This window comes from Paraburkholderia bryophila, assembly GCF_003269035.1.
GTDB lineage: Bacteria > Pseudomonadota > Gammaproteobacteria > Burkholderiales > Burkholderiaceae > Paraburkholderia > Paraburkholderia bryophila.
The window spans coordinates 90,612-116,739 of sequence record NZ_QLTK01000016.1 but is presented as its reverse complement, the minus strand read 5'-3'; the positions used below and the strand labels follow the sequence as shown (position 1 = coordinate 116,739).

Annotated in this window: 26 protein-coding genes; 9 read left to right on the top strand and 17 right to left on the bottom strand. The window is 64.3% G+C overall.

Features of this window, described 5'->3' with window-relative positions:
• Window positions 1–3 precede the first annotated feature (3 nt).
• From glmS to BX591_RS22125, 5 genes are all read right to left on the bottom strand, one after another.
• A complete protein-coding gene (gene glmS, locus BX591_RS22145; RefSeq protein ID WP_111933446.1) occupies window positions 4–1,821 on the bottom strand; it encodes a glutamine--fructose-6-phosphate transaminase (isomerizing) in 1,818 nt (605 codons plus the stop codon).
• 60 nt (window positions 1,822–1,881) lie between these two features.
• Window positions 1,882–3,243: a bifunctional UDP-N-acetylglucosamine diphosphorylase/glucosamine-1-phosphate N-acetyltransferase GlmU gene (gene glmU, locus BX591_RS22140; protein ID WP_111933445.1), complete on the bottom strand. Its 1,362-nt coding sequence runs from the start codon at window positions 3,241–3,243 to the stop codon at window positions 1,882–1,884.
• Between the two features lie 114 nt (window positions 3,244–3,357).
• Window positions 3,358–4,332, bottom strand: a complete 975-nt coding sequence (ttcA, locus tag BX591_RS22135; RefSeq protein ID WP_111933444.1) for a tRNA 2-thiocytidine(32) synthetase TtcA — start codon at window positions 4,330–4,332, stop codon at window positions 3,358–3,360.
• A gap of 3 nt (window positions 4,333–4,335) precedes the next feature.
• Window positions 4,336–4,731 (bottom strand): dihydroneopterin aldolase, encoded by a 396-nt coding sequence (locus BX591_RS22130; protein ID WP_035554606.1) that lies wholly within the window; start codon window positions 4,729–4,731, stop codon window positions 4,336–4,338.
• A gap of 45 nt (window positions 4,732–4,776) precedes the next feature.
• Entirely contained in the window at window positions 4,777–5,595 is an 819-nt protein-coding gene (locus BX591_RS22125; RefSeq protein ID WP_111933443.1) for an SDR family oxidoreductase, read from the bottom strand.
• 13 nt (window positions 5,596–5,608) lie between these two features.
• Between BX591_RS22125 and BX591_RS22120 the strand changes: the two genes are divergently transcribed.
• Window positions 5,609–6,805: a class I SAM-dependent methyltransferase gene (locus BX591_RS22120; RefSeq protein ID WP_111933442.1), complete on the top strand. Its 1,197-nt coding sequence runs from the start codon at window positions 5,609–5,611 to the stop codon at window positions 6,803–6,805.
• A 31-nt stretch (window positions 6,806–6,836) separates the two neighbouring features.
• Entirely contained in the window at window positions 6,837–7,031 is a 195-nt protein-coding gene (locus BX591_RS22115) for a DUF2905 domain-containing protein (protein WP_105510051.1), read from the top strand.
• A gap of 10 nt (window positions 7,032–7,041) precedes the next feature.
• Here BX591_RS22115 and BX591_RS22110 read toward each other — a convergent pair whose 3' ends face one another.
• The 4 genes from BX591_RS22110 to BX591_RS22095 all read right to left on the bottom strand — a co-directional run bounded on the left by BX591_RS22110 (window position 7,042) and on the right by BX591_RS22095 (window position 11,966).
• The gene (locus BX591_RS22110) at window positions 7,042–8,274 is read right to left on the bottom strand and encodes a multifunctional CCA addition/repair protein (RefSeq protein WP_111933441.1); all 1,233 of its coding nucleotides are present in this window, start codon (window positions 8,272–8,274) and stop codon (window positions 7,042–7,044) included.
• Window positions 8,271–8,924 (bottom strand): glutathione S-transferase family protein, encoded by a 654-nt coding sequence (locus BX591_RS22105; RefSeq protein WP_111933440.1) that lies wholly within the window; start codon window positions 8,922–8,924, stop codon window positions 8,271–8,273. The genes BX591_RS22110 and BX591_RS22105 overlap by 4 nt, the downstream gene beginning before the upstream one ends.
• Window positions 8,925–8,953: 29 nt before the next feature.
• Window positions 8,954–9,907 (bottom strand): complex I NDUFA9 subunit family protein, encoded by a 954-nt coding sequence (locus BX591_RS22100; RefSeq protein ID WP_111933439.1) that lies wholly within the window; start codon window positions 9,905–9,907, stop codon window positions 8,954–8,956.
• Window positions 9,908–9,998: 91 nt separating this feature from the next.
• Window positions 9,999–11,966, bottom strand: a complete 1,968-nt coding sequence (locus BX591_RS22095) for a lytic transglycosylase domain-containing protein (RefSeq protein WP_111933438.1) — start codon at window positions 11,964–11,966, stop codon at window positions 9,999–10,001.
• Window positions 11,967–12,043: 77 nt separating this feature from the next.
• Between BX591_RS22095 and BX591_RS22090 the strand changes: the two genes are divergently transcribed.
• Window positions 12,044–12,586: a 5-formyltetrahydrofolate cyclo-ligase gene (locus tag BX591_RS22090; protein WP_244147089.1), complete on the top strand. Its 543-nt coding sequence runs from the start codon at window positions 12,044–12,046 to the stop codon at window positions 12,584–12,586.
• Window positions 12,587–12,720: 134 nt separating this feature from the next.
• On the opposite strand, the gene BX591_RS22085 is transcribed toward BX591_RS22090, so the two are convergent.
• Window positions 12,721–13,233 carry a winged helix DNA-binding protein gene (locus tag BX591_RS22085; protein WP_035554587.1) on the bottom strand — a complete coding sequence of 171 codons (513 nt, stop codon included), beginning with the start codon at window positions 13,231–13,233 and terminating at the stop codon, window positions 12,721–12,723.
• 210 nt (window positions 13,234–13,443) lie between these two features.
• On the opposite strand from BX591_RS22085, the gene pxpB reads away from it, so the two are divergent.
• From pxpB to BX591_RS22055, 6 genes are all read left to right on the top strand, one after another.
• On the top strand, window positions 13,444–14,097 hold the full coding sequence (pxpB, locus tag BX591_RS22080; protein WP_111933437.1) for a 5-oxoprolinase subunit PxpB: 654 nt from the start codon (window positions 13,444–13,446) through the stop codon (window positions 14,095–14,097).
• Window positions 14,094–15,146, top strand: a complete 1,053-nt coding sequence (locus BX591_RS22075) for a 5-oxoprolinase subunit C family protein (protein WP_111933436.1) — start codon at window positions 14,094–14,096, stop codon at window positions 15,144–15,146. The genes pxpB and BX591_RS22075 overlap by 4 nt, the downstream gene beginning before the upstream one ends.
• Before the next feature lie 93 nt (window positions 15,147–15,239).
• Complete coding sequence (gene pxpA, locus BX591_RS22070; protein WP_111933435.1) at window positions 15,240–15,992, top strand: 5-oxoprolinase subunit PxpA; 753 nt, start codon at window positions 15,240–15,242, stop codon at window positions 15,990–15,992.
• A gap of 312 nt (window positions 15,993–16,304) precedes the next feature.
• Window positions 16,305–17,054: a DUF969 domain-containing protein gene (locus BX591_RS22065; protein ID WP_111933434.1), complete on the top strand. Its 750-nt coding sequence runs from the start codon at window positions 16,305–16,307 to the stop codon at window positions 17,052–17,054.
• A complete protein-coding gene (locus BX591_RS22060; RefSeq protein ID WP_111933433.1) occupies window positions 17,051–18,007 on the top strand; it encodes a DUF979 domain-containing protein in 957 nt (318 codons plus the stop codon). The genes BX591_RS22065 and BX591_RS22060 overlap by 4 nt, the downstream gene beginning before the upstream one ends.
• Before the next feature lie 228 nt (window positions 18,008–18,235).
• Complete coding sequence (locus BX591_RS22055; protein WP_111933432.1) at window positions 18,236–20,050, top strand: tetratricopeptide repeat protein; 1,815 nt, start codon at window positions 18,236–18,238, stop codon at window positions 20,048–20,050.
• Window positions 20,051–20,156: 106 nt separating this feature from the next.
• On the opposite strand, the gene BX591_RS22050 is transcribed toward BX591_RS22055, so the two are convergent.
• The 7 genes from BX591_RS22050 to BX591_RS22020 all read right to left on the bottom strand — a co-directional run bounded on the left by BX591_RS22050 (window position 20,157) and on the right by BX591_RS22020 (window position 26,063).
• Entirely contained in the window at window positions 20,157–20,414 is a 258-nt protein-coding gene (locus tag BX591_RS22050; protein ID WP_035562590.1) for a BrnA antitoxin family protein, read from the bottom strand.
• A gap of 42 nt (window positions 20,415–20,456) precedes the next feature.
• Window positions 20,457–20,735 carry a BrnT family toxin gene (locus BX591_RS22045; RefSeq protein ID WP_111933492.1) on the bottom strand — a complete coding sequence of 93 codons (279 nt, stop codon included), beginning with the start codon at window positions 20,733–20,735 and terminating at the stop codon, window positions 20,457–20,459.
• 203 nt (window positions 20,736–20,938) lie between these two features.
• Window positions 20,939–22,114 (bottom strand): TraB/GumN family protein, encoded by a 1,176-nt coding sequence (locus tag BX591_RS22040; protein ID WP_111933431.1) that lies wholly within the window; start codon window positions 22,112–22,114, stop codon window positions 20,939–20,941.
• A complete protein-coding gene (locus BX591_RS22035; RefSeq protein ID WP_111933430.1) occupies window positions 22,107–23,126 on the bottom strand; it encodes a peptide ABC transporter ATP-binding protein in 1,020 nt (339 codons plus the stop codon). Before BX591_RS22035 ends, BX591_RS22040 begins: the two co-directional genes overlap by 8 nt.
• Entirely contained in the window at window positions 23,123–24,127 is a 1,005-nt protein-coding gene (locus BX591_RS22030; RefSeq protein ID WP_111933429.1) for an ABC transporter ATP-binding protein, read from the bottom strand. The genes BX591_RS22035 and BX591_RS22030 overlap by 4 nt, the downstream gene beginning before the upstream one ends.
• A 1-nt stretch (window position 24,128) precedes the next feature.
• Complete coding sequence (locus BX591_RS22025; protein WP_111933428.1) at window positions 24,129–25,046, bottom strand: ABC transporter permease subunit; 918 nt, start codon at window positions 25,044–25,046, stop codon at window positions 24,129–24,131.
• A gap of 6 nt (window positions 25,047–25,052) precedes the next feature.
• Window positions 25,053–26,063, bottom strand: a complete 1,011-nt coding sequence (locus BX591_RS22020) for an ABC transporter permease subunit (RefSeq protein WP_111933427.1) — start codon at window positions 26,061–26,063, stop codon at window positions 25,053–25,055.
• Between the last annotated feature and the right edge of the window lie 65 nt (window positions 26,064–26,128).

Sequence of the window (26,128 nt, the reverse complement as noted above, 5' to 3'; positions counted from 1 at the left end):
CCCTCACTCCACCGTCACCGATTTCGCCAGATTCCGCGGCTTATCCACATCCGTACCGCGCGCGCACGCCGTGTGATACGCCAGCATCTGCAGCGGCACCACGTGCAGGATCGGCGACAACAAACCATAGTGCTCCGGCATACGGATCACATGCAGGCCTTCGTCGTTGACGATCTTCGTATCCGCATCCGCAAACACATACAACTGGCCGCCGCGCGCACGCACCTCCTGAATATTCGACTTCAGCTTTTCCAGCAGCGCGTCGTTCGGTGCCACCGTCACCACCGGCATCGCCTCGGTCACGAGCGCCAGCGGCCCGTGCTTCAACTCGCCGGCCGGATACGCCTCGGCATGAATGTACGAAATCTCCTTGAGCTTCAGCGCGCCTTCGAGCGCAATCGGATAATGCAGACCGCGCCCGAGGAACAACGCATGTTCCTTGCGCGAGAACTCTTCCGACCACGCGATGATCTGCGGCTCCAGCGCCAGCACGCTATTCAGCGCGGCCGGCAGGTGACGCAACTGCTTCAGATATTCGGCTTCCTGCGCGTTGCTCACGCGCCCGCGCAGCTTTGCAAGCGTCGCGGCGAGCACGAACAGCGCGACCAGTTGTGTCGTGAATGCCTTGGTCGACGCGACACCGATCTCGCGGCCGGCATGCGTGAGGAACGACAGTTCGGTCTGACGCACCATCGCGCTCGTGCCGACGTTGCAGATGGCCAGCGTGTGCTTATGCCCCAGCGACTGCGCATGCTTCAGCGCCGCGAGCGTGTCCGCGGTCTCACCGGACTGCGAGATCACCACGACCAGCGCTTTCGGATTCGGTACCGACTCGCGGTAGCGATACTCGCTGGCAATTTCCACCTGGGTCGGAATCTTCGCGATCGATTCGAGCCAATACTTCGCCGTCAGCCCCGAGTAGTAGCTCGTGCCGCAAGCGAGAATCAGCAGGCTGTCGATCTCCGCGAACACCTTGTCCGCGCCTTCGCCGAACAGCGACGCGTCGAACGAATCCGCTTGCGGAATCGTGTCGGAGATCGCGCGCGGCTGCTCGAAGATTTCCTTCTGCATGAAGTGACGATAGGGCCCAAGTTCGACCGCGCCACCGTATGCCGCCACCTGACGCACGTCGCGCTGCGCTTCATTGCCGTCGCGATCGGCGATACGCACGCCTTCGAGCGACAACTCGCACACGTCGCCTTCTTCGAGGAAGATGAAACGCTCAGTGCTGCCCGCGAGCGCGAGTGCGTCCGACGCGAGGAAGTTCTCACCGTTGCCGAGCCCGACCACCAGCGGCGAACCCTGACGCGCGCCGACCACCGTATGCGGCTGGTCCTTGTGCAGGACCGCGATCGCATACGCGCCGTGCAGCTGCGCCACCGCTTCACGCACCGCGGCGAACAGATCGCCGCGATACAGGCTGTGAACCAGGTGAGCGATAACCTCGGTGTCGGTCTGCGAGACGAACGTGTAACCCTTGCTGCGCAGCATTTCGCGCAGCGACTCGTAGTTTTCGATGATGCCGTTGTGTACCAACGCGAGCGCATCTTTCGAGAAGATGGGGTGCGCATTGTCCGTGACCGGCGCGCCGTGCGTGGCCCAGCGCGTATGCGCGATACCCGTGATGCCTTCCAGATGGCTCTCGCGAACCTGCTCGTCGAGATCGGCGACACGCGCCACGCTGCGAGCGCGACGCGGACCGTCCGCGCCGAGCACGGCCACGCCGCACGAGTCGTAGCCGCGATACTCGAGGCGACGCAGTCCTTCGATCAGGACGGGAACGATGTTACGTTGCGCAACCGCGCCAACAATGCCACACATGGCTTATTCCTTTTCAGTGCTGGATTGCAAGGAGCGCGCTCGAAGCGCGCGTCATGTTCATCAGCTCTTCTTCTTGGTCGGGCGAACGTAGCCCGTCTTGCTAGTTTGCGTCTTGTCGTTCAACACCAGCTTGTCGGCTTCGACGTCTTTCCACACCGTGGTGCCCGCCGCGATCGTCACGCCACGCCCGACCCGCACCGGCGCGACCAGTTGCGTGTCCGACCCGACGAAGACGTCGTCTTCGATAATAGTGCGGAATTTGTTTGCGCCGTCGTAATTGCAGGTGATGGTGCCCGCGCCGATATTCACGCGCGCACCGATGTCCGCGTCGCCGATATACGTGAGGTGATTCGCTTTGGAGCCGCGACCGAGCACGGCGTTCTTCACTTCGACGAAATTGCCGACATGCGATTCATCCGCCAGCGACGCGCCGGGCCGCAGCCGCGCATACGGTCCGAGCACGACGTTCGCGCCGACCTCGGCGCCTTCAATATGGGTGAACGCATCGACACGCGTACCCGCGCCGATCGTTGCATTGCGGATCACGCAGTTCGGCCCGACGGTGACGTTGTCGGCCAGCGTGACGCGGCCTTCGAACACGCAATTCACGTCGATCGACACGTCGCGGCCGCATTCGAGCGTGCCGCGCACGTCCAGACGCGCCGGGTCGGCCAGCGTCACGCCGGCCACCAGCAACGCCTCCGCGAGTTCGCCCTGATAAATTCGTTCGAGCTCGGCAAGCTGCTGCTTGCTGTTCACGCCAAGCGTTTCCCACTCTTCGTCCGGCTGCGTGGTCACGACTTCGAGGCCTGCCTCGATCGCCATTTCGACCGCGTCGGTCAGATAGAACTCGCCTTGCGAATTGTCGTTTTTCAAGGCCGCCAGCCAGCCGGCGAGCCGCGCGGTCGGCGCCACGACAATGCCCGTGTTGATTTCGGCGATCTTGAGTTGTTCGGGCGACGCGTCTTTCTGCTCGACGATGCGCGACACCTTGCCCGCCGCGTCACGCACGATGCGGCCGTAGCCGCTCGGGTCCGCGAGGGTGACGGTCAGCACGCCGTAACCGCCCTCGCCCGCCCGGTCGGTCAGCGCGCGCAGCGTGCTGGCGCGCGTGAGCGGCACGTCGCCGTAAAGCACCAGCGTGGGCGCACTCGGGTCGAGCAGCGGCAGAGCCTGCTGTACCGCGTGGCCCGTGCCGAGCTGTTGTTCCTGCACGGCGAACTGAACGTCCGGCGCCGCCACCGCCTGGCGCACGGCTTCGGCGCCATGACCGATCACCACGACGAGACGCGCGGGATTCAGCGCGCGGGCGGTGTCGATGACATGAGCGAGGAGTGGCCGGCCGGCCAGCGGATGGAGCACCTTGGGTAGCGCGGACCGCATGCGCTTGCCGGTGCCTGCCGCCAAAATAACGATGTTCATGGCGTCGGCGAATAGACGAGTTTGGAGGCGCCGATTCTATCATGCAGCCCACCGCCGACACCGTTGCGAAACAGGCTATAACCGGCTGAAATGCCCGTAGTTCGGGCGTTTTCGTTAAAGATCGTCGAATTGAACGATTGAAATCGACTTCGATGCACCGAGCATCGCGCCGTCGTCCGACCCGGTCGAGCACGGCTCTTCGTCGAATGCAATGTCGCCTTGCGGATCGGCCTCGCCGGTGGCGCGCAGGCCCGCGAACGGGAACAGCTTGTGATCCATCAAATGCGACGGCACGACGTTCGACAATGCATTGAACATATTTTCGATACGCCCCGGGAAACGCTTTTCCCAATCGCGAACGAGCGCCTTCATTTCCGCGCGCTTCAGGTTCGGCTGGCTGCCGCACAGGTTGCACGGAATGATCGGGAATTCACGCAACGCCGCATATTTCTCGAGGTCGGTTTCCTTCACGTAGGCGAGCGGCCGGATCACGATGTTCTTGCCGTCGTCGGATTGCAGCTTGGGCGGCATGCCCTTCAGCTTGCCGCCGTAGAACATGTTCAGCAGCAGCGTTTGCAGGATGTCGTCGCGATGATGGCCGAGCGCGATTTTGGTCGCGCCAAGCTCACCCGCGACACGGTACAGAATGCCGCGACGCAACCGCGAGCACAGCGAGCAGGTAGTCTTGCCCTCCGGCACCAGCCGCTTGACGATGCTGTAGGTGTCCTGGTTCTCGATGTGAAACGGAATGTCGAGCTGCTTCAGATACTCGGGCAGCACGTGCTCCGGAAAGCCCGGCTGCTTCTGGTCGAGGTTCACCGCGACGATGTCGAAGTTGATCGGCGCACGTTCGCGCAGCCGCATCAGGATTTCGAGCATGGCGTAGCTGTCTTTACCGCCCGACAGGCACACCATCACCTTGTCGCCTTCCTCGATCATGTTGAAGTCGACGACCGCCTCGCCGACCTGGCGCGCGAGCCGCTTGAACAGCTTGTTGTTCTCGTACGCTTCTTTCTGCTCGCGGCGCGTGAGCGGCACCTTCGCCGGCGCGGCGGCCGCGGTCTGGTTCAGGATGTCGGGCGTGGCCATGACTCAATCCTCCTTGACGCGGAAGACTTCGACGCCCACCGCGTCACAGTCGGGATAGACGTCCGGTTTTTCGGTCGACACGCGCGCGGCCCGCACCAGCGGATGCTCGAGCATGGTCTTGACGAGGTCGTCGCAGAGCGTTTCCTGCAAGTGGATATGGCCTTGTTCGACGCGACGCGCGATGGTCGAGCGCATGAAGTCGTAGTCGACGACTTCGTTCAGCTTGTCCGCCACCGGCGTGGACAGCGCGAGCGGCACGAACAGTTCGACGTTGATCACGACGCGCTGTTCGCCACGCTTTTCGAAGTCGTGCACGCCGATGTTGATGTGCACTTCGTAATTGCGCAGAAAGAGCCGGCGGCAATCGGCGAGCCGGGGATGCGAAAGAGCGGCAAACATGTTCGTTCCAGTCGAAAAAAGCGTGCGGAGCACGCAAAGGGCATTTCAGGCGCCCGTCAAAAACATAACGTCGCGCGGCAGGGGCACCAGGTGCTGCCCGCCGTCGACCACCAGCGTCGTTCCGGTGACGCCCGCTGCATCGGCGAGATACAGCGCGGCGGCGACAATATCCTCGGGCCGCGACGCGCGGCCCAAAGGCGTAGTACGGTGAGCGGCGGCGAAACCGTCCGGCGTTTGATCGCCCGATTGCATCGTCAGGCCGGGCGCGAGCCCGACCACCCGCACTTTCGGCGCCAAAGCCTGCGCCAGCGCCACCGTGGCTGTCTGCAACGCCGCCTTCGACAGCGTGTACGACAGGTAATCCGGATTCATGTTGTACAGCTTCTGATCCAGCACGTTGATCACGACACCACGCTGGCTTTCGTCGCTTCGCGCGGCCTCCGGCGTGGCTTCGTGGAGCATGCGCGCCAGCACCAACGGCGCGCCGACGTTCATTGCGGTCAGCTTGAGCAACAACGCGTAGCCGACATCGAGCGCCGTATCTTCTTCAAAACGCGACGCGTTGTTGACGATGCAGGCCGGCCGGCCCAGCGCCGCGATACAGGCAGGCAACAGCCGTGCGACCTGCTCCTCGTCGCCCAACTCGGCCTGGAGCGCGACCGCCCGGCGGCCCAGCGCGACGATTTCGGCGACCACCTGATCGGCGGGTTCGCGCGATTCGCCGTAATGCACCGCCACGTCCCAGCCGCGGGCGGCGAAGCCGAGCGCGAGCGCGCGCCCGATGCGGCGCGCGGCGCCGGTAATCAGCACGATTCGCGGCGCGTCAGGCGCACGGACAGCGGCGGTATCCAGAGAGGCGGTCATTTACAATGCGGGGATGAATCCGAAAGCTCACCAACCCGATAGTTTACCTGCTCCCGGCCCGAGCGCGCTGGCGCAGTCGGAAGCGCTGGTCGCGCAACTGCGCGCGGAGCTCGACAGCGCCGGCGGCTGGCTGCCGTTCGACCGTTACATGGAGCGCGCGTTGTACGCGCCGGGACTCGGCTATTACAGCGGCGGCGCCCGCAAATTCGGCCTGCGTGGCGACGACGGCAGCGACTTCGTCACCGCGCCGGAATTGTCGCCGTTGTTCGCCACGACACTGGCGCGACCGCTGGCCGAAGCATTGCGGGCCAGCGGCACGCGCGAGGTGATGGAATTCGGCGCCGGCACGGGCAAACTGGCTGCCGGCCTGCTCAGCGCGTTCGAGGCGCTGGGCGCGGAATTCGACAGTTACGCGATCGTGGATTTATCGGGCGAATTGCGCGAGCGCCAGCGCGAAACGATCGAAGCGGCCGCACCTTCGCTTGCCGCCAGGGTGCGCTGGCTGGACGCGTTGCCGGAGCGCTTCGAAGGCGTGATGATCGGCAACGAAGTGCTGGACGCGATGCCGGTTCGGCTGTTCTCCTTCAACACCGGCGTGTGGCATGAGCGCGGTGTCGTGTCGCACAACGGCGTGTTTGCGTTTGAAGACCGTGTTGTGTCTGCGGCAGACGACCTCGCGCTGCTGTCCGAAATCGACACCGAAACCGCCAACGACGCCTACGTGACCGAAACGCACGAAGCCGCGCGCGCCTTCACGCGAACCATCTGCACAATGCTCGCGCGCGGCGCGGCGTTTTTTATCGACTACGGATTCCCGCGTCACGAGTACTACCACGCGCAACGCGCGCAGGGCACGCTGATGTGCCATTACCGGCATCGCGCGCACGGCGATCCGTTTCTCTATCCGGGCTTGCAGGACATCACCGCACACGTGGAATTCACCGGTATCGCCGAAGCGGGCTGCGAGACAGGCGCGGATCTGCTCGGCTTCACGTCGCAAGCGCGGTTTCTGCTGAACGCCGGGATTACCGAGGCGCTGTCGGAAATCGATCCGTCGGACACGAAACGGTTCTTGCCCGCGGCGAATGCGGTGCAGAAGTTGTTGTCCGAGGCCGAGATGGGTGAACTGTTCAAGGTGATCGCGTTTTCGCGCGGTCTGGACGACACGTTGCAGGCGTTTTCGAGCGGCGACCGCTCGCATACGCTGTGATTTTTTGCCTGATCCGGCTCGGGAACGCGCGATGATCCGCTGGCTGTTGACGACGTTCGTAGCGGTGGCCGTGCTGTCGGCCTGCTGGCCATGGCTAAGAAAAATCGGCATTGGACGCATGCCCGGCGACGTGACCTTGCGGCTGTTTGGTCGCGAATATCCGTTTCCTTTCATGTCGACCCTGGTGCTGTCGATGCTGCTGTCATTGCTAGCCAGACTGTTGTAGTTGCGCTTTATCAACCCATCGCCGCTTCCACCGCCCGAATCCGCTCCTTGTGCACCGCGTCCTTGATTCCCGCGGGCGCATCGGCCAACCGCTTCGCCACCGCGCCGGCATCGACACCACGCGCCGCGACGAGCGCCACGCGCAGCCGCTCGGCCTGCGGATAATCCCGCGCCTCGAAACCCAGCCGTCCACGCGCATCCGCCTCGCAAGCCTGCAACGCTTCCGCGAAGCGCGCCGGCTTGCGAATCGCGTCGCTGCGCTCGAGCAGCCTCACCAGCGCGGCCGCGCCCATTTCCATCACGCGATGAATGTTGCCGTGCTCCCGCGCGACCAGCAGCGCAAGGTCGCGGCACTCGTTCGGCACGCGCAGGCGCTCGCATAAAGGCTTCAGCAGATTCACGCTGCGCTCTTCATGGCCGATGTGGCGGGGCAACACGTCTTGCGGCGTAGTGGCTTTGCCGAGGTCGTGCGTCAACGCGGCAAAGCGAACCGGTAACGCGTAGCCCTGGTGCGCGGCGTGATCCACCACCATCATCACGTGCACGCCGGTGTCCACTTCCGGGTGATAGTCGGCGCGCTGCGGCACACCGTATAGCGCGTCGACTTCCGGCAGAATCCGCGCCAACGCGCCGCATGCACGCAGCACCTCGAACATGCGCGAAGGCTTCTTCTCCATCAGGCCGCGCGACACTTCCTGCCAGACGCGTTCGGCAACCAGCGCGTCCACTTCGCCATCGGCCACCATTTTGCGCATCAGCGCCAGCGTATCCGGCTCGACCGTGAAATCCACGAACCTCGCGGCGAACCGCGCGATTCGCAAGATCCGCACTGGGTCTTCGAGAAACGCATCGCTGACATGACGAAAGAGTCGCGCCTGCAAATCCCCCTGGCCGTTGAACGGGTCGATCACCGGACCCGTCAATTCGCCGTCCGGCCGCACTTCGCGCGCCATCGCGTTGATGGTCAGGTCGCGGCGCGCCAGGTCTTGCTCCAGCGTCACGTCCGGCGCGTAAAAGAACTGGAAGCCGTGATAGCCCGCCGCCGTCTTGCGCTCGGTGCGCGCGAGCGCGTATTCCTCATGCGTCTGCGGATGCAGGAACACCGGAAAGTCCTTACCCACCGGACGGTAACCCTGCGCCACCATCTGCTCGGGCGTCGCGCCGACCACGACGTAATCGCGATCCTGCACCGGCACGCCCAGCAACTCGTCGCGAACCGCGCCGCCTACCACGTAGAGTTTCATGGGCATACGTCTTGATCGGGAAGCGCGTGGGTTTCGCGCAGTGAGTCGTCGATCCAGGCTTGCACGGCCGGCAGCGCGGTCACGCGGCGGACGTAGGCCAATGCCGTTTCAGACAACGCCGGTTGCCAGGTGTTGAAGCGCATCGCCACCGGCGCGTACATCGCGTCGGCAATGCTGAATTCGCCGAACAGGAACGGGCCGCCGTACGTGTCGAGGCAGTCGCGCCACACGGTGTCGATTCGCGCGATGTCGGCCAGCGCACCCGGCGTCGCGTTCTTGCCGGGAAACGATGCGCGAATGTTCATCCACATGTTCGAGCGCAGTTCGCCGAAACCCGAATGCATCTCGGCGCTCACGCTTCGCGCGTAGTTGCGCGCCGCCGCATCGCGCGGCCATAGCGCGTGTTCCGGGAAACGCTCGGCCAGTGTCTCGGCGATCGCCAGCGAATCCCACGTGATCTGTCCGTCGTCGCCGATCAGACACGGCACCTTGCCTGGTCCGCGCGGCGCTTGCGCCAGGATCGCGGCCGTCGTGCCGGGTTCGCGCAAATGAATCAGCACCTCGTCGAAGGGAATGCCGAAATGCTTCAGCAGCAGCCATGGGCGCATCGACCACGACGAATAATTTTTGTCACCAATGAGCAGCTTCATGCTTCTTGTAGGGGGAGAAAAAAGTGAATTCAGCGTCCCGCGCTGGCGCGGAACGTATCGAAACGCGAGCGCGTCGACGCGCCGGTCAGATAGGCGGGTGCAATGGTTTCGATACTGGTCGGCTCGATACCGAGTTCAGGCGCGAGCGGCCCGCTCAATACGTTGTCGACTTTCATCGAATCCAGATTGTCGCGCGATATCATCGGCTCGCCGGGCGCCATTTCAAAGGTCAGCGCCTGCAGGCGCGCGAACGCTTCCGGCAGACGAATGATGCGCGCGTGCTTGCCGATCACGTCGCCGCAATAGGCGACGAGGTCTTCGAGCGTGTAGACGGTCGGGCCGCCGAGCTCATACGTATGGCCGCTGGCGGCGTCCATGTCGAGCACGTTGATGATGGCTTTCGCCACGTCGTCGACATACACCGGCTGGAATTTCGCATCCGGCATGGCGAGCGGAATCGCCGGAAACATCTTCTGCAGAAACGCGAACTTGTTGAGAAACTGGTCCTCCGGCCCGAACACCACGGACGGACGGAAAATCGTCCACGCCAGATTCGCCGCATGGACGGCCTTCTCGCCGTCGCCCTTCGAGCGCGTGTACATGCTCGGACCGTTCGAATCGGCGCCGAGGGCGCTGATATGAATCAGGCGATGCACGCCCTTGCCCTCGCACGCCGCGACGATTTTGGTCGGCAGCTCGACATGCATGCGCGCGAACTCCGGACCATAGGGTTTGCCGCGTTTGCCGTGCAGCGTGGCCACGAGATTGATCACACAATCGGCGCCCTCGACAAAACGCGCGAGCTGAACCGGATCGAACACGTCGGCTTCGATCACGTCGATGGGTAACAGCGTGAGATGGCGGGCGTTGTAGCGCCGCCGGGTGGCGATACGCACGTCTTTGCCCATTTCAACGAGCGCATTGACGAGGTGACTGCCGATAAAACCGGAACCGCCGATGATAGCAACGGCTTGATGTCGCATTTTCGACTCCCTGGTGGAAGCCGCTGCAAGGGCTGGCGTGACGCACCGCCGCCCCGGTCGAACACGGACCCGAGCGGCGGCGGCACGGCGCTTACGGTGCGATATAACCCAGACGCGCCTTCAGCGATTGCGGACGGCCTTCGAACAATGCCGCGTAGTAGACCGTGTTGGACAACACATTCTTGACGTAGTCGCGGGTTTCCTGGAACGGGATCGCCTCGGCGAAGATCGCGCCTTCCACCGGACGCTGCAACGATTGCCGCCAGTTGCGCGGCCGGCCCGGACCGGCGTTATAGCCGGCGGTGGCGAGCACGGCGGACCCGTCGAACTGATTGTAGATCATGGACAGGTAGTTGGTGCCCAGCAGGATATTGGTGTTGATGTCGTTCATCTGCTCGCGCGAAATCGTACCGAGGCCGATCTTCTTGGCGACCAGTTGCGCGGTGCCCGGCATCAACTGCATCAGGCCGCTCGCGCCGACTTCCGAACGCGCGTTCATGATGAAGCGCGATTCCTGACGGATCAGCCCATAGGCCCATTCCACGTCGAGCCCATTCGACTGCGAATCGCGCTCCACGATATCGCGGAATGGCGACAGGTAGCGCAGCGAGAAATCGTGTTCGCTCTTGGTGCGGTCCGCCGTGTTCACCGTGCGGTCGTACAACTGGATACGGCGCGCGTATTCGGAGGCGGCGATCAGTTGCCGGTCGCTCATGTTGCGCAGCGGCCAGTTCCATTCGCGATTGCCTTCGAGCCGCAGATTCAGCGCGTAGAAACGCTGCGCCAGATCGAAACCCGGCGTGTTGCCTGCCTGCTGAATTTCGGCGTCGGTCACCGCGGTTTTCGGCGGTACCGTGATCTTCTGGCCGAGTTCTTCCATGGCCAGTTGGCCGTAGAAGTTGAAGCCCTGCGAGATCGATTCGAATTCCTGGTTGGCTGTCGCCGTGTCGCCTGCCTGCTTCAACGCGCGTGCATGCCAGTAGATCCACGAAGGCTGATTGCGCAGCGCGGCCGGCATCTGCTCGATCGACCAGCGCACCATGGTCCAGTCGCCGGCCAGCAGCGCGGTGCGCGTGCGCCATTCATACGCGGGATTCGACAGAGGCGCGTTCACCGACAGGCGATACCAGTCCACCGCGCTCGGCATCTGTTTGGCGGCAGCCTGATACGCAATCGTGCCCCAGCCGATCGCGCGTTCGGGCGAACTCAGCGACGGCGCCACCGATGCAAACGTGGCCGCGGCCATGGCCGGGTCGTTGCGCGCCATGCGCGTGATCGCCAGCAACGCCAGTTGATGCGACTGCGCGTCCGGACCGACGCCACGCGCCAGCAGCAACGGCGGCGTGCTGGTGGCCTGGCCGAACAGCACCGGATCGGGCGGCTGGTTGCTGAGCGCGTCGACGAGCTTGCTGCCGGTAGCGGTGTAGTTCTGCTCGTACGCGAGACGGATCTGCTGCCAGATGTCGTCGGTGCTGAACTGGCGGCTCACGCCCAGCGAGGTGATCAGATCGACGCAGCCGTCGCCGTACCACTTCGGATCGACCAGCAGCGCACGCGCCGCGTCGGCGACATTTTCACCGCGCGACGCACGCGATTCGAGCGCATAGCACTTCACCTGCGTATCGTCGTTCAGCACGAAGCGCGCATATTGCTGGTCGAAGTTGCGCCAGTCGTGACGCGCGCCTAGCACCGTCAGGTAGTCGTTACGCAGACGGTCGGCGATCGCCTGACCGTCGTACTGCTGCAGGAAGGCCAGCACGGGCGCGTCCGGCGCGTCGATGCGGGCATGCCCGCTCGAGTCGAACAACTGTGGCTTGAGCTGGAAGTACGCCAGATAAGAAGGCGCGGGATAGTTCGGGATCATGCTCGCCAGCTGGGCTGCACGCGCCGCGTCGTTATTGCGGGCGGCCTCGCGAAGCTGGACGAAAATCTGGTCGTCGTTCGAGAGCTGCGAAATGGGAATGGGCTTGACGGCTGAGGCCGTGCTGCACGCGACGAGCGCCGCAGCGGCGAGCGCCAGACCGGCCGCGCGATATACTCGGTAAAGGCGTTTTGACATCGTTGTTTCTGGAGCGCGAATTGAACCCAAGCATAGCATGCAACCCCGTCGCCGAATCGAAAAAGGCGCTGCGTCGAATGCTATTGGAAGCCAGGCTACAAGCGGCTTCCGAGCCGGCTTACAATGCCGCGCTCGGACGTCGCATGCTCGACGTGTTGAAGCGCCATGACGTGCGCAGCGTCGGGTTCTACTGGCCGCTCAGCGGCGAGTTCGACGCGCGCGGCGCGATCGCGCTGTGGCTCGCGGCGGGCGCGCAACGCATGGCCAGTTTGCCGGTGGTGCGCGAGCGCGGCGTGCCGCTCGAATTTCATGCATGGACGCCGGATGCGCCAATGAAGCTCGGCCATCACAAGATCGCCGAGCCGACTTCCGGGCAGGTGGTGATTCCCGATCTGCTGTTCGTGCCGTGCGTCGGTTTCGACGCGGCAGGCTACCGGCTGGGTTATGGCGGTGGCTATTACGATCGCACGCTAGCGGCGTGGCCGGGGGCGACGCAACCGCTCACCGTTGGCGTCGCTTATGAAGCGTGCCGGACCGACGCATTGCAACGCGAAGCTCACGACATGCCGCTCGACCTGATCGTGACCGAGGCAGGGATTTATCCGCACCCGGTAAGTTGAGCGGTCGGCTGAAGCGGCGAGAAAGCCGGGCCTCGATCCCGGAGTCGGCGTTCATCTGGTGAGTGCGTCAGGCGCCGACTCGTCCAACCGCCCAAGCCGTCAACGCACAACTCGCCGCACAACCCGACGCCCAACTATAAAGAAGCCGCCGCCCGCGCCGCCGTGTCGTACAAGCCGGACGCGTTGCGCATCAGTTGCGCGGCCTCGCCGATCTGCTCGTTGGTCAGGCCGCTCTCCTTCAACGTCGAAATCAGGCAGCTTTCGCGCACCTCGCGATACCGCATGCACAACTCGCGGCCGGCATCGGTCGCCGAGAAGAACACTTCCTTGCCGGTCTTTTCGCTTTTTACATACCCTCTAGCTACGAGCTTTTTCAACGCGTAGGTGGCGACGTGCGTGTCCTCGATATTCAGCACGAAGCAGATGTCCGCCAGCTTCTTGCGCCGCTCGCGATGGCTGACGTGGTGCAGCAGCGAGACTTCGATGGCGGTCATGTCCTTTTCGCCGGCCGCCGACATGCAGCGCACCATCCACCGGTTGAATGCATTGCCCGCCATGATCAGCGCGTATTCGAGTTCGGACAGTTCCGCGCTGCTGTCGGACACGAGGTGCTCCGACGAAACGATCTTGGTGGGATGGCGCGACATGATGACGATTCTCGGCAAACAGGATGGGAAGGTGTCGGGAGTGTACGACGAGCGATCGGTCCCGGCGAGCCTGGCAAAAACGCTTATTGAGAAATTGTTGATATTTTATTGATAATGTACGCTTCAACCATCGCGAACCCGATGCCGTTAATAGGGGCAGCAGGTCCGCCAGATGTTCGACTCCTCCGACTCGACCTGGGCCCTTAAGCCATGAGCCAACCAAGAATCTTCCCGCTCGGCGATGCCGCGCTAGTCTGCGAAGCGCCGCCGCCCGCCACGCTGGACTGCCAGCGGCGGGTGTGGGCGGCCGCCGCGGCCGCAAGCGACTGGCCGCACGTGCTGGAAGTCGTGCCCGGCATGAACAACCTGACGCTCGTGTTCGATCCGCTCGAGGCCGACCCCGAGGCGCTTGCCAGCCAGTTGCAGGCGGCCTGGGACGCGGCGGCCGAAGCGCCGGTAGCCGGACGGGACGTCGAGATCCCGGTGCAATACGGCGGCGAGTTCGGTCCCGATCTGCAGACGGTGGCCAATCACACCGGTTTGAGCGTGCGCGAGGTGGTCGAACGTCATTCGAATGCCGGGTACGTGGTGTTCTTTCTGGGGTTTCAGCCGGGCTTCGCCTACATGGGTGGGCTCGACGCCGCGCTGCACACGCCGCGCCGCGCGTCGCCACGGCTCGAAGTGCCGGCGGGCTCGGTTGGGATCGGCGGTGAACAGACCGGCATTTACCCCGCCACGTCGCCCGGCGGCTGGCAGTTGATCGGCCGCACCGATCTGCCGCTCTTCGACCCGGCGCGCCGCCCGCCCACGTTGCTGCAACCGGGCGACCGGGTGCGCTTCACCATCGCGGGGATACACGCATGATCGATGTGATTCGCGCGGGTCTGCTGACCACGATTCAGGATCTCGGCCGTCACGGCTACCGGCATCTCGGTGTGGCGATGGGCGGAGCGCTCGACCGGCTGTCGCTCGAAGTCGGCAACCGGCTGGTCGGCAATCGGCCCGATGCGGCCGGACTGGAAATCACCTTCGGCCCGACCGTGCTGCGGTTTTTGCGCGCCACGCGGGTCGCCATCACCGGCAGCGAATTCGGCGCGACGCTCGACGGCAAGCCGGTCTATTCATGGTGGAGCTTGCCGGTCAAGGCCGGTCAGGAGCTGGTGCTGAACGCGGCCAGGCGCGGCATGCGCGGCTATGTGTGCGTGGCGGGCGGCATCGACGTGTTGCCGATGCTGGGCTCGCGCAGCACCGATCTGGCCGCTCACTTCGGCGGACTCGGCGGCCGCGCCCTGCGCGACGGCGACCGCCTGCCGGTCGGCGCGCCGCCGCCGCGGGGCCATCTCGGCTTCACGCCCGAGGCGCCGGAATTCGGCGTGAAAGCGCCCTCCTGGTGCAAGTTCGTGCTGGTGCAGGAGCCGCTGCGGCGCGGCCGGCATCCGTCGGGCGTACCGTGGGCGGTGCCGATTCGCGTGCTGCGCGGCCCCGAGTACGACAGTTTCACTGAAGCCGCGCACGAGTCGTTCTGGTCCGACGAATGGCTCGTCACGCCGAACAGCAATCGGATGGGTTATCGCCTTGCCGGCAGCGAACTCAAACGCACGCGGAAAACCGATCTGCTGTCGCACGCGGTGCTGCCCGGCACGATTCAGGTGCCGCCGAACGGCCAGCCGATCGTGCTGATGAGCGACGCGCAAACCACCGGCGGTTATCCGAAGATCGGCGCGGTAATCCAGGCCGATCTGTGGAAACTGGCTCAGGTGCGCCTGAACGCCGCGGTCCGATTCATTCCGACCACGCCTTACGAGGCGCGTCAGGCCTTACTGGAAGAACGCACGTATTTGCGGCAGATCGACGCCGCAATCGCGATGCATGAAGAACGCTGCGCGCGCCAGATGGCTGTCGCGGCGCTGTAAAAACGGGCGCTCTGGGCCCGATGCTGCGAAGGACTGCCTTCGCCGCAACAAACCCGGGGCGGCCCGGCGTTGTCTTGAGAGTAGAGGAACACCATGGAAATCGATTTGAACGCCGACCTCGGCGAAGGCTGCGGGTCCGACGAAGCGCTGCTCGACCTCGTCAGTTCGGCGAACATCGCGTGCGGCTGGCATGCGGGCGGCGCCAACGCGATGCGCGACTGCGTGCGCTGGGCGGTGGAAAAAGGCGTCTCGATCGGCGCGCATCCGAGCTTTAACGATCCGGAAAACTTCGGCCGCAAAGAGATGGACCTGCCCGCCAACGACATCTACGCGGGCGTGCTGTATCAGTTGGGCGCATTGTCCGCGATCGCCCAGGCCGAGGGCGGGCGCATCGCGCACGTCAAGCCGCACGGCGCGCTTTACAACCAGGCCGCGCGCGATCCGAAGATCGCCGACGCGATCGTTTCCGCCGTGCACGATTTCGATCCGTCGGTGGCGGTGTTCGCGCTCGCCAACAGCGGACTCGTCACCGCCGCGCGCAACGCGGGCCTGACCGCCGTCGAGGAAGTGTTCGCCGACCGAGGCTATCGCGCCGACGGGTCGCTGGTGCCGCGCAAGGACCCCGGCGCGCTGCTCGACGATGAAAACCAGGTGCTGGAACGCACGCTCGCGATGGTGCGCGAGCAACGCGTGCAAGCCGTGGACGGCCAATGGGTGCCGCTGAACGCGCAGACCATCTGCCTGCACGGTGACGGCCCGCACGCGCTCGCCTTCGCGCGGCGGATTCGCGGCGCGCTCGAAGACGCCGGTATCGAAGTCCACGCGGCCGGCGCGACGCGCGTGTGAGCCGCAGCGCGCCGGGTTGGCCGCAAATCAGTGAATAGACCCCGTTGTGATGCCCTGAACGCCCCGCTGCACGCGGGGCGTTTGCCAGGCGCACGACGCATCGCAGCACCCGCAGTCAATCAGCATCAAATGATGCATCAGCATCAGCAGACGTAGTACCGCAGCGATATAGGCAGGTGTAGCGCAGATGTTGTTTTTCGAAGCAACGCGGCCGTCAAGAGCCGCGGCAACAAAACGGCGCAAGACTCACGACGCGCCGGCACACGTTAGCCGTCACAAGCGGCAAGGTTGAAACCCTGTTTGGAGATCCAGATGCAGACAACCGTCAGTCTATGGCCGCTCATCGGCGTGGCCGTCATCATCGTCGGCTTTTTATTGCGGTTCAATCCGATGCTGATCGTGGCCGTCGCCACGATCGTCACCGGTGTGGCCGCGCACTTCCCGCCTGAAAAAATCCTCGCCGAAATCGGCACCGGCTTCATCAAAACCCGCAACATCCCGCTGATTATCTTTTTGCCGCTCGCGGTGATCGGCCTGCTCGAACGGCATGGCTTGCGTGAGCGCGCGCAAGCGTGGATCGGCGGCATCAAGGCCGCTACGGCAGGACGTCTGCTGATCGTCTATCTGCTGATTCGCGAGTTGACGGCGGCGGTCGGCTTGACCGGCCTCGGCGGTCATCCGCAGATGGTGCGTCCGCTGATCGCGCCGATGGCCGAAGGCGCGACGGAAACCCGCTTCGGCAAGATCAGCGACGCGGTGCGTTTCAGGTTGCGCGCGTTCGCCGCCGCCACCGACAACGTGGGCCTGTTCTTCGGCGAGGACATCTTCGTCGCGTTCGGTGCGATCGTGCTGATGACCACCTTCCTGAAAGAAGCGGGCATTGTCGTCGAGCCGATTCACGTCGCGGTCTGGGGCATTCCCACCGCGATCTGCGCGTTCCTCGTTCACGGCTTCCGCCTTTATCTGCTCGACCGCAAACTCGAACGCGAATTGCGCGGCAATGCCGCGGCCGCCGGCGCCACGGTCGCGCCGACGCAATCCGCCGCAGGAGACAAAGCATGACGCTCACGATCAACTATCTGTTCTGGCTGCTGGGCGTGGTGCTGCTGGTGATCGGCGGCATGATCGTCACGGACAAGGCGCACCCGCGCCGTTTCACCGCCGGCGGCTTCTGGATTCTCTATGCGTTCATTTTTCTGATCGGCGACAAGCTGCCGCCCGCCGTGGTGGGCGCGGCCGTGATCGTGATGGCGTTGATCGCCGGCTTCGGCGGCGTTACCGCCGGCAAGGCGAAAACGCTGTCGCTCGAAGCACGCAAGGCGAGCGCCGCGCGGCTCGGCAACAAGCTGTTCATTCCCGCGCTGACCATTCCGGTCGTCACCGTGATCATCACGCTGTCGGCGAGCCATCTGATCTTCGGCGGCATGCCGCTGATCGAGAAAGCCAACGTCACGTTGATCGGCTTCGGCATTGGCTGCGTGATCGCGCTCGCGATTGCCTGTGTGCTGACGCGCGACACCGTCGGCCAGTCGATGAAAGAAGCGCGGCGCCTCGTCGATGCGTTGTCGTGGGCCGCAGTGCTGCCGCAGATGCTCGGCATGCTCGGCCTCGTGTTCTCGGACGCCGGCGTCGGCAAGGCCGTGGCACACGTAACCACCGCGTATATCAGCCTCGACTACCGCTTCATCGCGGTGGCGGTGTACTGCATCGGCATGGCGCTTTTCACGATGGTGATGGGCAACGGTTTCGCCGCCTTCCCGGTGATGACGGGCGGCGTCGGCGTGCCGATTCTGGTGGGCGTGTTCCATGGCAACCCGGCGGTGATGGTCGCGATCGGCATGTTCAGCGGCTATTGCGGCACGCTGATGACGCCGATGGCCGCGAACTTCAACATGGTGCCGGCCGCGCTGCTGGAATTGCCGGACAAGAACGCGGTGATCAAGGTACAGACTCCGACCGCCTTGTCCTTGCTGGTCGTGAACATCCTTCTGCTGAACTTTCTGATGTTTCTGTAGGGCGCTTGCATTTCAACGCGGTAGATGTTGGTGTATCGCGGAATCTTTCCGCGATACACCGATGACCTACGACGCAGCGCATGACGCCGCGTATGACGATTACGCATCGCAATTGGGATGCTTCCGAGCGCTGCCCGACGGGGCGGAACCTAGCATGGTGGATTTATCTCCCCGCCACGCTCGCCGGCGCGTGCAACGCGCGCCGGCGGCACTCCCAAGCAGGTTTCCATGGAACAGCCTTCCCACGTCGACGACACAGGTACCGATACGCCGCCGTCCCATCTCGCCGCGTTGATCGACGCCGCCCTCGCCTCACATCGAACCGGCCAGCCACGCGCCGCCGAATCCCTCTACCGCCAGGCGCTCGCACTCGATCCCGCCAATCCACGCGTGCTGCACTACTTCGGCGTGCTGCACTACCAGCGCGGCGATCATGAAACCGCCGCGCGGTTGATGAACGAAGCGCTCAGACTCGACGGCGACGACGCCGCCTGCTGGAGCAACCGGGGTCTCGTGGCCGCCGCACTCGGCCATGCCGGCGAGGCGTTGGCCTGCTACGAAGAGGCGCTGCAACGCCAGCCGGATTTCGCCGACGCGCACAACAACTGCGGCGTCGCGTTGCAAGCGCAAGGCGCATTCGGCGAAGCGATCGAACACTACCGGCAGGCGCTGGCGTCGAATCCCGCAATGGTCGACGTTCATCTGAACCTCGGCACGGCGCTGGCCAGGCTCGACCGTTTCGACGAAGCGCTGGCGTGCTACGGCAATGCGCTATCGCTCGATCCGCAATCGGCCCAGGCGCACTTCAACGCGGGGAATGCACACAACGCGCGTGGCCATCACCAGGCAGCCGTTGTCAGTTTCGAACGAGCGTTGGCGCTGCGGGTGGATTACGTGGAAGCACATATCAACCTGGGCAGCCTGGTCGGCAAGCGCGGCGATTATGCGGGCGCCGAATCGCACTATCGGCGTGCGGTCGCGCTTAAACCGACTCCGGCTCATCTGGTGTGCCTTGGCGGCTCGCTCGGCGCGCAAGGTCGCCTGGATGAGGAGGAGGTTTTTTATCGCCGCGCGTTGGCGCTCGATCCGAATTACGCGGACGCGCATCAGAATCTCGCGTGGCTGCTACTCAAGCGTGGCGACTACAGGCAGGGATGGGCCGCCTTTGCGCGGCGCTGGCGGCAAAGCGACTACGAAGCGCTCGCGATTCCCGGCGTGGCGGAATGGCGCGGCGAGCCGCTTGCCGGACGCCGTTTGCTGGTGGTCGGCGAACAGGGTTTCGGCGACCACTTCCAGTTCCTGCGCTTTGCACGCGTGCTCGAACGACTCGGCGCGACGGTCGATCTGTGCGTGTGCGAACCCCTACTGCCGTTGGTGGAGCGCATACCGGGCGTGCGCCGCGCATTCAGCGGCCGGCCCGATTTCCACTACGATTCGCCCTACGATTTCTGGGTACCGATGATGAGCGTGCCATCGTGCATCGGCACGGAGTTGTCCACCGTACCCGCCCAGGTGCCGTACCTATTCGCGACACCAAAGAAGATCGCGGCGTGGCGCAAGCGCATGGGCGCTGCCGGTCAGACGCAGCGCAAAGTCGGCCTGGTCTGGGCCGGTAGCCCGACGTTCGGTAACGACCGCTACCGTTCGATCGCATTGACCGAACTGCACCGACTCGGCGCTCTGGACAACACGGCCTGGTACGCGCTGCAGAAAGGCCCCGCGCACGCGCAGTTGGCCGACGCGCCGGCCGCTTTCGGCGCCCACGATTTCACCGCCGAATTGGCGAGCTTCGAGGACACCGCCGCGCTGATCATGAATCTCGATCTGGTCGTCGCGGTGGACACGGGCGTCGCCCATCTGGCCGGCGCGTTGGGTAAGCCGGTGTGGTTGCTGCTGCCCGCTAACGCCGATTGGCGCTGGCTGGAGACACGCTGCGACTCGCCGTGGTATCCCGGCATGACGCTGTTCCGGCAGACGACGCTGGGCGATTGGACACCGGTGGTCGAGCAAGTGTATGAGGCGTTGCGCAACGGCCGCCGCTAGGCCCGCACTGCCGGCCCGCACTGCCGGCCCGCTGCGAGCCCACGCCGCGCCTCGCCCAACGCTCGCCAGCATCGCCGCACAACATACCGCCCAACCACGCGCAGGATCAAGGGCGCCGACGCTGCTGCGCCATCATGTAGGCGCGCAACAACTTGTTGATGCGCGTCTGATAACCCTGCCCCTGTTCCTTGAACCAGCTCAGCACGTCTGCGTCGAGGCGCATGGTCACCGCCTGCTTAGGCGGAACATGCAGCTCGGCGCGCTCGAAGAAGTCGCCCGCCAGTTCGGGCATTTCGCTCGTATCGATCTGCTCGTCTTTGGACGATGCAAGTCGCTTCCAGTCAGTTGCCGATTTCTTTTTCACCCTTTCACCTCTGCCAGTTTGCCGCGACGGCGCCCGTTTCAGTCAGTGCCAGACACGCTGCCTGTATTGCGTGATTTCGCGGCGGGTTGCCTTGCGCGCCGAAATGATCCGCAGCACGTTTTCGTCGCGCTCCACATACACCACCACGCCGAGGATCACCGATATACAACCCAGCGCTATCCAGCGCTCCTCGCCATAGTCTTCGCGCTGATCCAGCGCCGTCAGTACGGGATGATTGAACACGTCGATCGCATCGCTGAAATCGATGCCATGTTTGCGGATGTTGATCTGATTCTTGATTTCGTCCCATTCGAAAAGCACACGCCACCTGTATTGACGTTTGTACATACATCATAGCATGCAAGAACACGCCATGTCAGCGTGCGCCGCGAGCATTTTGCGGCACACGTCAGCATCGGACTGGCGGTGTGGAACCTCGTTCCTATTCTGGCCGAACGGCCGACCCGGCTTAGGACGCCGCGTCAATCAGGGGAGTCTTGCGCACCCGGACCATGGTGCGAATTTCAATACGCATCCACCACGAAACCGTGTTGCCGCAACAGTTGCAACACGCCTTTGCGGCCGCCCAGATGCAATGCGCCGATCGCCACGAACACCGGTTTGTTCGGTGCGGCAATCAGCAACATGCGCGACACGAAACGCCGGTTGCGTTCGTAGACGATGCGGTTGTCGATCGAATCGGAGACGCGCTGGTCACGCGCGAGTTTTTCGGATTTGGCCGCCTGCCAGGCGGCGATCGCATCGGCGTCGCCGACGCGCCACAAGCGGTGCAGGGTCCGCACGTCTTCGACGTTTTCCGCAGGCGTCTGCACGAGGTCCTGCGCCAGCATCTCGCGCTGCTGCGCGAGCGAGAGCCCGGTGAATGCGCGCATTTGTTGCGGCAGGGTTTCGAGTCCGACGATCTTGCCGCGCGTGCGGATATACACGTTCTGCAATTGCGCTTCCGTGCCGTACTCGGTTTGCAGGCCGGCGCTCAGCGAATCGTAGGTTTCGACCACCAGCGACGCGAGCCACGGCCGCATCTTCTTGATCGCGTCCAGCGCGGCGGGATTGCCCCGCAGACGAAAGGCCAGCTTGCGCCATAACGGATCGGGTAACAGACCCGGCAGACAGTCGCGCCGGCACACGCCGTACTTCGACACGTCGTCTTGCGAGACCAGTAGTTCGTCGGGTGAGAGTTCGAGCGCCAAAGTCGGCGACGCCGCCAGGGCGCCGAGGATGGGCGCACGGAACGGCTGTTTGGCAGGATAGTCGGCGGGATCGCCGACATGCAGCGTGCCCAGAACGTAAATGGTGGTGGTGCCGCGTGTCGCGACGTAGAAAGGCATGCGCGCCGGCTGTTGACGCACCGGGCCGCTCGCGGTGGTGCCCGGCGAAGCGGGCGGCGGGTTGAAACCGGGCACGCTGGCGCGCGGGGGCGCCGGCATGCTGGGCGGTGGCGGCGCCGCACGCCCGGCCTGGCCTGGCGCATTGGCGGCCGCCCCAGCAGCCTGCGCGAGTCCGATCGGCAGCACATGCAACGTCATGCCCGGCGGCAAGACCGAACCGATGCCGAACACCGAACAGGCGAGCACGGCGCCGGTCAGCGCACGCCTCCTCCAGCGCCGCGCGAAAGCGGCACGGCGGCCGCCATCACGCGAGCGGCGCGTAAAACGACGCGCCGCCACCCCATCAGGCATTCACGTCCCCCACCTCCTCGGCGCGGTGACACGACACCTGGCGGCCGTCTACTTCACGCAGCTTCGGCTCTTCACTGCGGCAGCGGTCGATCGCATACGGGCAGCGCAGGTGAAACGTGCAACCCGACGGAGGATTCAGCGGCGACGGCATCTCACCTTGCAGCTTGATCTTGATGGTGCGATCCGCCTCGAAGATGGACGGCGTGGCCGACATCAGCGCGCGCGTGTACGGATGCCGCGGGTTCGAGAAAATCCGTTTCTTGTCGCCGAGTTCCGCCACGCCGCCGAAGTACATCACCATTACGTCGTCGGCGATATGCTCGACCACCGAGAGGTTGTGCGAGATGAACACGTAGCTGGTCTTGAACTGTTCCTGCAGGTCCATGAACAGATTCAGAATCTGCGCCTGGATCGACACGTCGAGCGCCGACACGGGTTCATCGGCGACCACGATCTGCGGGTCGAGAATCATCGCGCGGGCAATCGCCACACGCTGGCGCTGGCCGCCCGAGAACATATGCGGATAACGCTTCGCGTGTTCCGGACGCAGGCCGACGGTACGCATCATCTGCGCGATCCGTTCGGCGCGTTCGGTCGCGCTCAGTTGCGTGTTGATCGCGAGCGGTTCTCCGAGCGTCTGCTCGACGGTCTTGCGCGGATTCAGCGACGCAAACGGATTCTGGAACACCATCTGCACGCGCCGCCGCAATGCGGCGATCTTCGCGTGATCCGCACCAGCCACGTCTTCACCGTCGATCATCAACCGGCCCGCGCTGGGCGCCTCGATCATGGTGAGCTGGCGCGCCAGCGTCGATTTGCCGCAACCGGATTCGCCGACCACGGCCAGCGTCTTGCCGCGCTCGAGCGCGAACGAGACGCCGTTCAACGCCTTCACGGTGCCCGACGAAAACATGCCGCGTTTAACGGAGTAGTAACGCGCGAGCTGGTCGGCGACCAGCACGTGATCGCCCGCATGGTTCGACTGGCGCCGCGTTTCGGGTACAGCGTTCATCGTGCGCCTCCATGGGTGTGAACGTTGGCGTCGCCGCTCAGGTTCAGGGGTTTGATGCAGCGCACGCGCGCCACTTCGGCATGGCCTTGCACGGGCGCCAGCGCCGGACGCGCCTTGGTGCAGTCGTCGACGACGTACTTGCAACGCGGTGCGAACAGACAGCCCTTGGGCCGGTCGTCGCGCCCCGGCACCATGCCCGGCAACGCGGCCAGCCGCACCGCGCCGACGTTGTGCTCGGGAATTGCCGCCAGCAGCGCTTCCGTGTACGGATGATGCGGCGCGGCGAAGATATCGGGCACCCGGTTCGTTTCGATCACTTCGCCAGCGTACATGACCGCGACGCGTTGCGCGACCTCGGACACCACCGCCAGATCGTGCGAGATCAGCACCAGCGCCATGCCGCGTTCCTTCTGCAGCTTGATCAGCAACTCCATGATCTGCGCCTGGATCGTCACGTCGAGCGCCGTGGTCGGTTCGTCGGCGATCAGCAGCTTCGGGTTGCAGGCAATCGCCATGGCGATCATCACGCGCTGGTTCATGCCACCGGACATCTGATGCGGAAACGAACCGATGCGGCCTTTCGGGTCGGGAATGCCGACCTGATCGAGCAGCTCCAATGCGCGTTTGTCCAGCGCGCTGCCGCGCAGCCCTTCGTGCAGCTTCAGCACTTCCTTGATCTGATAGCCGACCGTGTAGCTCGGATTCAGGCTGGTGAGCGCGTCCTGGAACACCATCGCGATGTCTTTGCCGATGACCTTGCGGCGTTCCTTCGCCGAGGCTTTCAACAGGTCGCGGCCATTGAAGGTGACTTCATCGGCCGTGACTTTGCCAGGGGCGTCGATCAGGCCCATCAGCGCCATCATCGTGACGCTCTTACCCGAACCGGATTCGCCGACCACGCCGACGACTTCGCCCGGCGCCACATCGAGGCTGATCCGGTCGACCGCAGGCAGTCCGTTGAAATTCACCGCCAGGTTGCGGATGGTCAATAGATTGGTCATATCACGCCATCCGTTTCAGTTTGGGGTCGAGCGCATCGCGCAGCCCGTCGCCGAGCAGGTTGATGGCCAGCACCGAGATCACGATGGACAGGCCGGGCAAGGTGACGATCCACCAGGCGTTGTCGATGTAATCGCGCGCCGAAGCCAGCATCGCGCCCCACTCCGCCGCGGGCGGTTGCACGCCGAGGCCGAGAAAGCCGAGCGCGGCCGCGTCGAGAATCGCCGACGAAAACCCCAGCGTGGCCTGCACGATCAGCGGCGCGGTGCAGTTGGGCAGCACTTGCGAGAACATCAGCCGCAAGGTGCCCGCGCCCGCGACGCGCGACGCGGTCACGTATTCCTTCTGCAACTCGCCCTGCGCGGACGCGCGCGTCAGACGCACATATCCCGGCAACGCGACGATCGCGATGGCCAGCATCGTATTGACGAGACCCGGACCGATGATCGCCACCACCGCGACCGCGAGCAGCAGCGACGGCAATGCGAGCAGCACGTCCATGATGCGCATGATCGGCGTATCGGCCCACTTCTCGAAGAACGCCGCGATCAAACCGAGCACGATGCCCGGAATCAGCGCGAGCACCACCGAAACGAAGCCGATCCAGAACGACAGCCGCGCGCCGTACATGAGACGCGAGAGGATGTCGCGGCCCGCTTCGTCAGTGCCGAGAATGAACTTCCAGTTGCCGCCGTCGAGCCAGGCGGGTGGAATCTTCACGCTGTCGCGGTATTGCTCGATCGGGCTGTGCGGCGCGATCAGCGGCGCGAAGATCGCGATGAAGATCAGCGCCAGCACGATGATGCCCGCAGCGACCGCACCGCGGTTGCGCGAGAAATTCGCCCAGAATTCACGGGCGGCGATAGCACGGCCGCTGGGCGGCGTGACCGCTTGGGGGACTGTATTTTGAATGTCAGCCATAGTGATTTACCTCGTATGGCGGATGCGTGGATTGAGCACGCCGTACAACAGGTCGACGAACAGGTTCACCACGATCACCAGCGTGGCGATCATCAGGATACCGCCCTGCACCACCGGATAATCGCGCCGGCTGATCGCGTCGATCAGCCATTTGCCGATACCCGGCCACGAAAACAGCGTCTCGGTCAGCACCGCGCCCGCGAGCAGTGTGCCGACCTGCAAACCGATCACCGTCACGACCGGAATCAGCGCATTGCGCAACGCATGCACGACGATCACGCGTGCCGGCGACAAACCCTTCGCGCGCGCGGTGCGGATGTAATCCTCACGCAGCACTTCGAGCATCGACGAACGCGTCATACGCGCGACGACCGCCAGCGGAATCGTGCCGAGCACGATGGCCGGCAGGATCAGATGGCTCAGCGCGGACTTGAACGCGCCTTCGTCGGTCGACATCATTGCGTCGATCAACATGAAACCCGTGACGTGCGGAATGTCGTATTCGACCGCGATGCGGCCCGACACCGGCGTCCAGCCGAGCTTCACCGAGAACAGCATGATGAGGATCAAGCCCCACCAGAAAATCGGCATCGAGTAGCCGGTCAGCGCCGTGCCCATCACGCCGTGATCGACCACCGTACCGCGTCGCAACGCCGCGAACACGCCGGCGGGCAGGCCCACGATCAGCGCGAACAGCATGGCGCAGATCGACAGTTCGATGGTGGCGGGAAAGCGCGCGAGGAATTCGCCCATCACGCTGGTATTGGTGATGATCGACATGCCGAGGTCCCCATGCAGCGCGCGGCCGACGTAGTGGACGTACTGCATCGGCAGGGGTTCGTCGAGCCCGAGCCGGTGCAGCGCCGCGGCGTGCATCGCGGGATCGACGCCGCGCTCGCCCATCATCACTTCGATGGGGTCGCCCGGAATCAGGTGAATCAGCGCGAACGCAAGGATCGTGATGCCGATGAAAGTCGGAATCACCATGCCGATGCGGCGCAAAACAAAGCGGAACATGATTGTGTCCCTATGGTCTTGATGAAGAAAAAACGCAACCGGCGACGAGGGCTTGTGACCCCGGT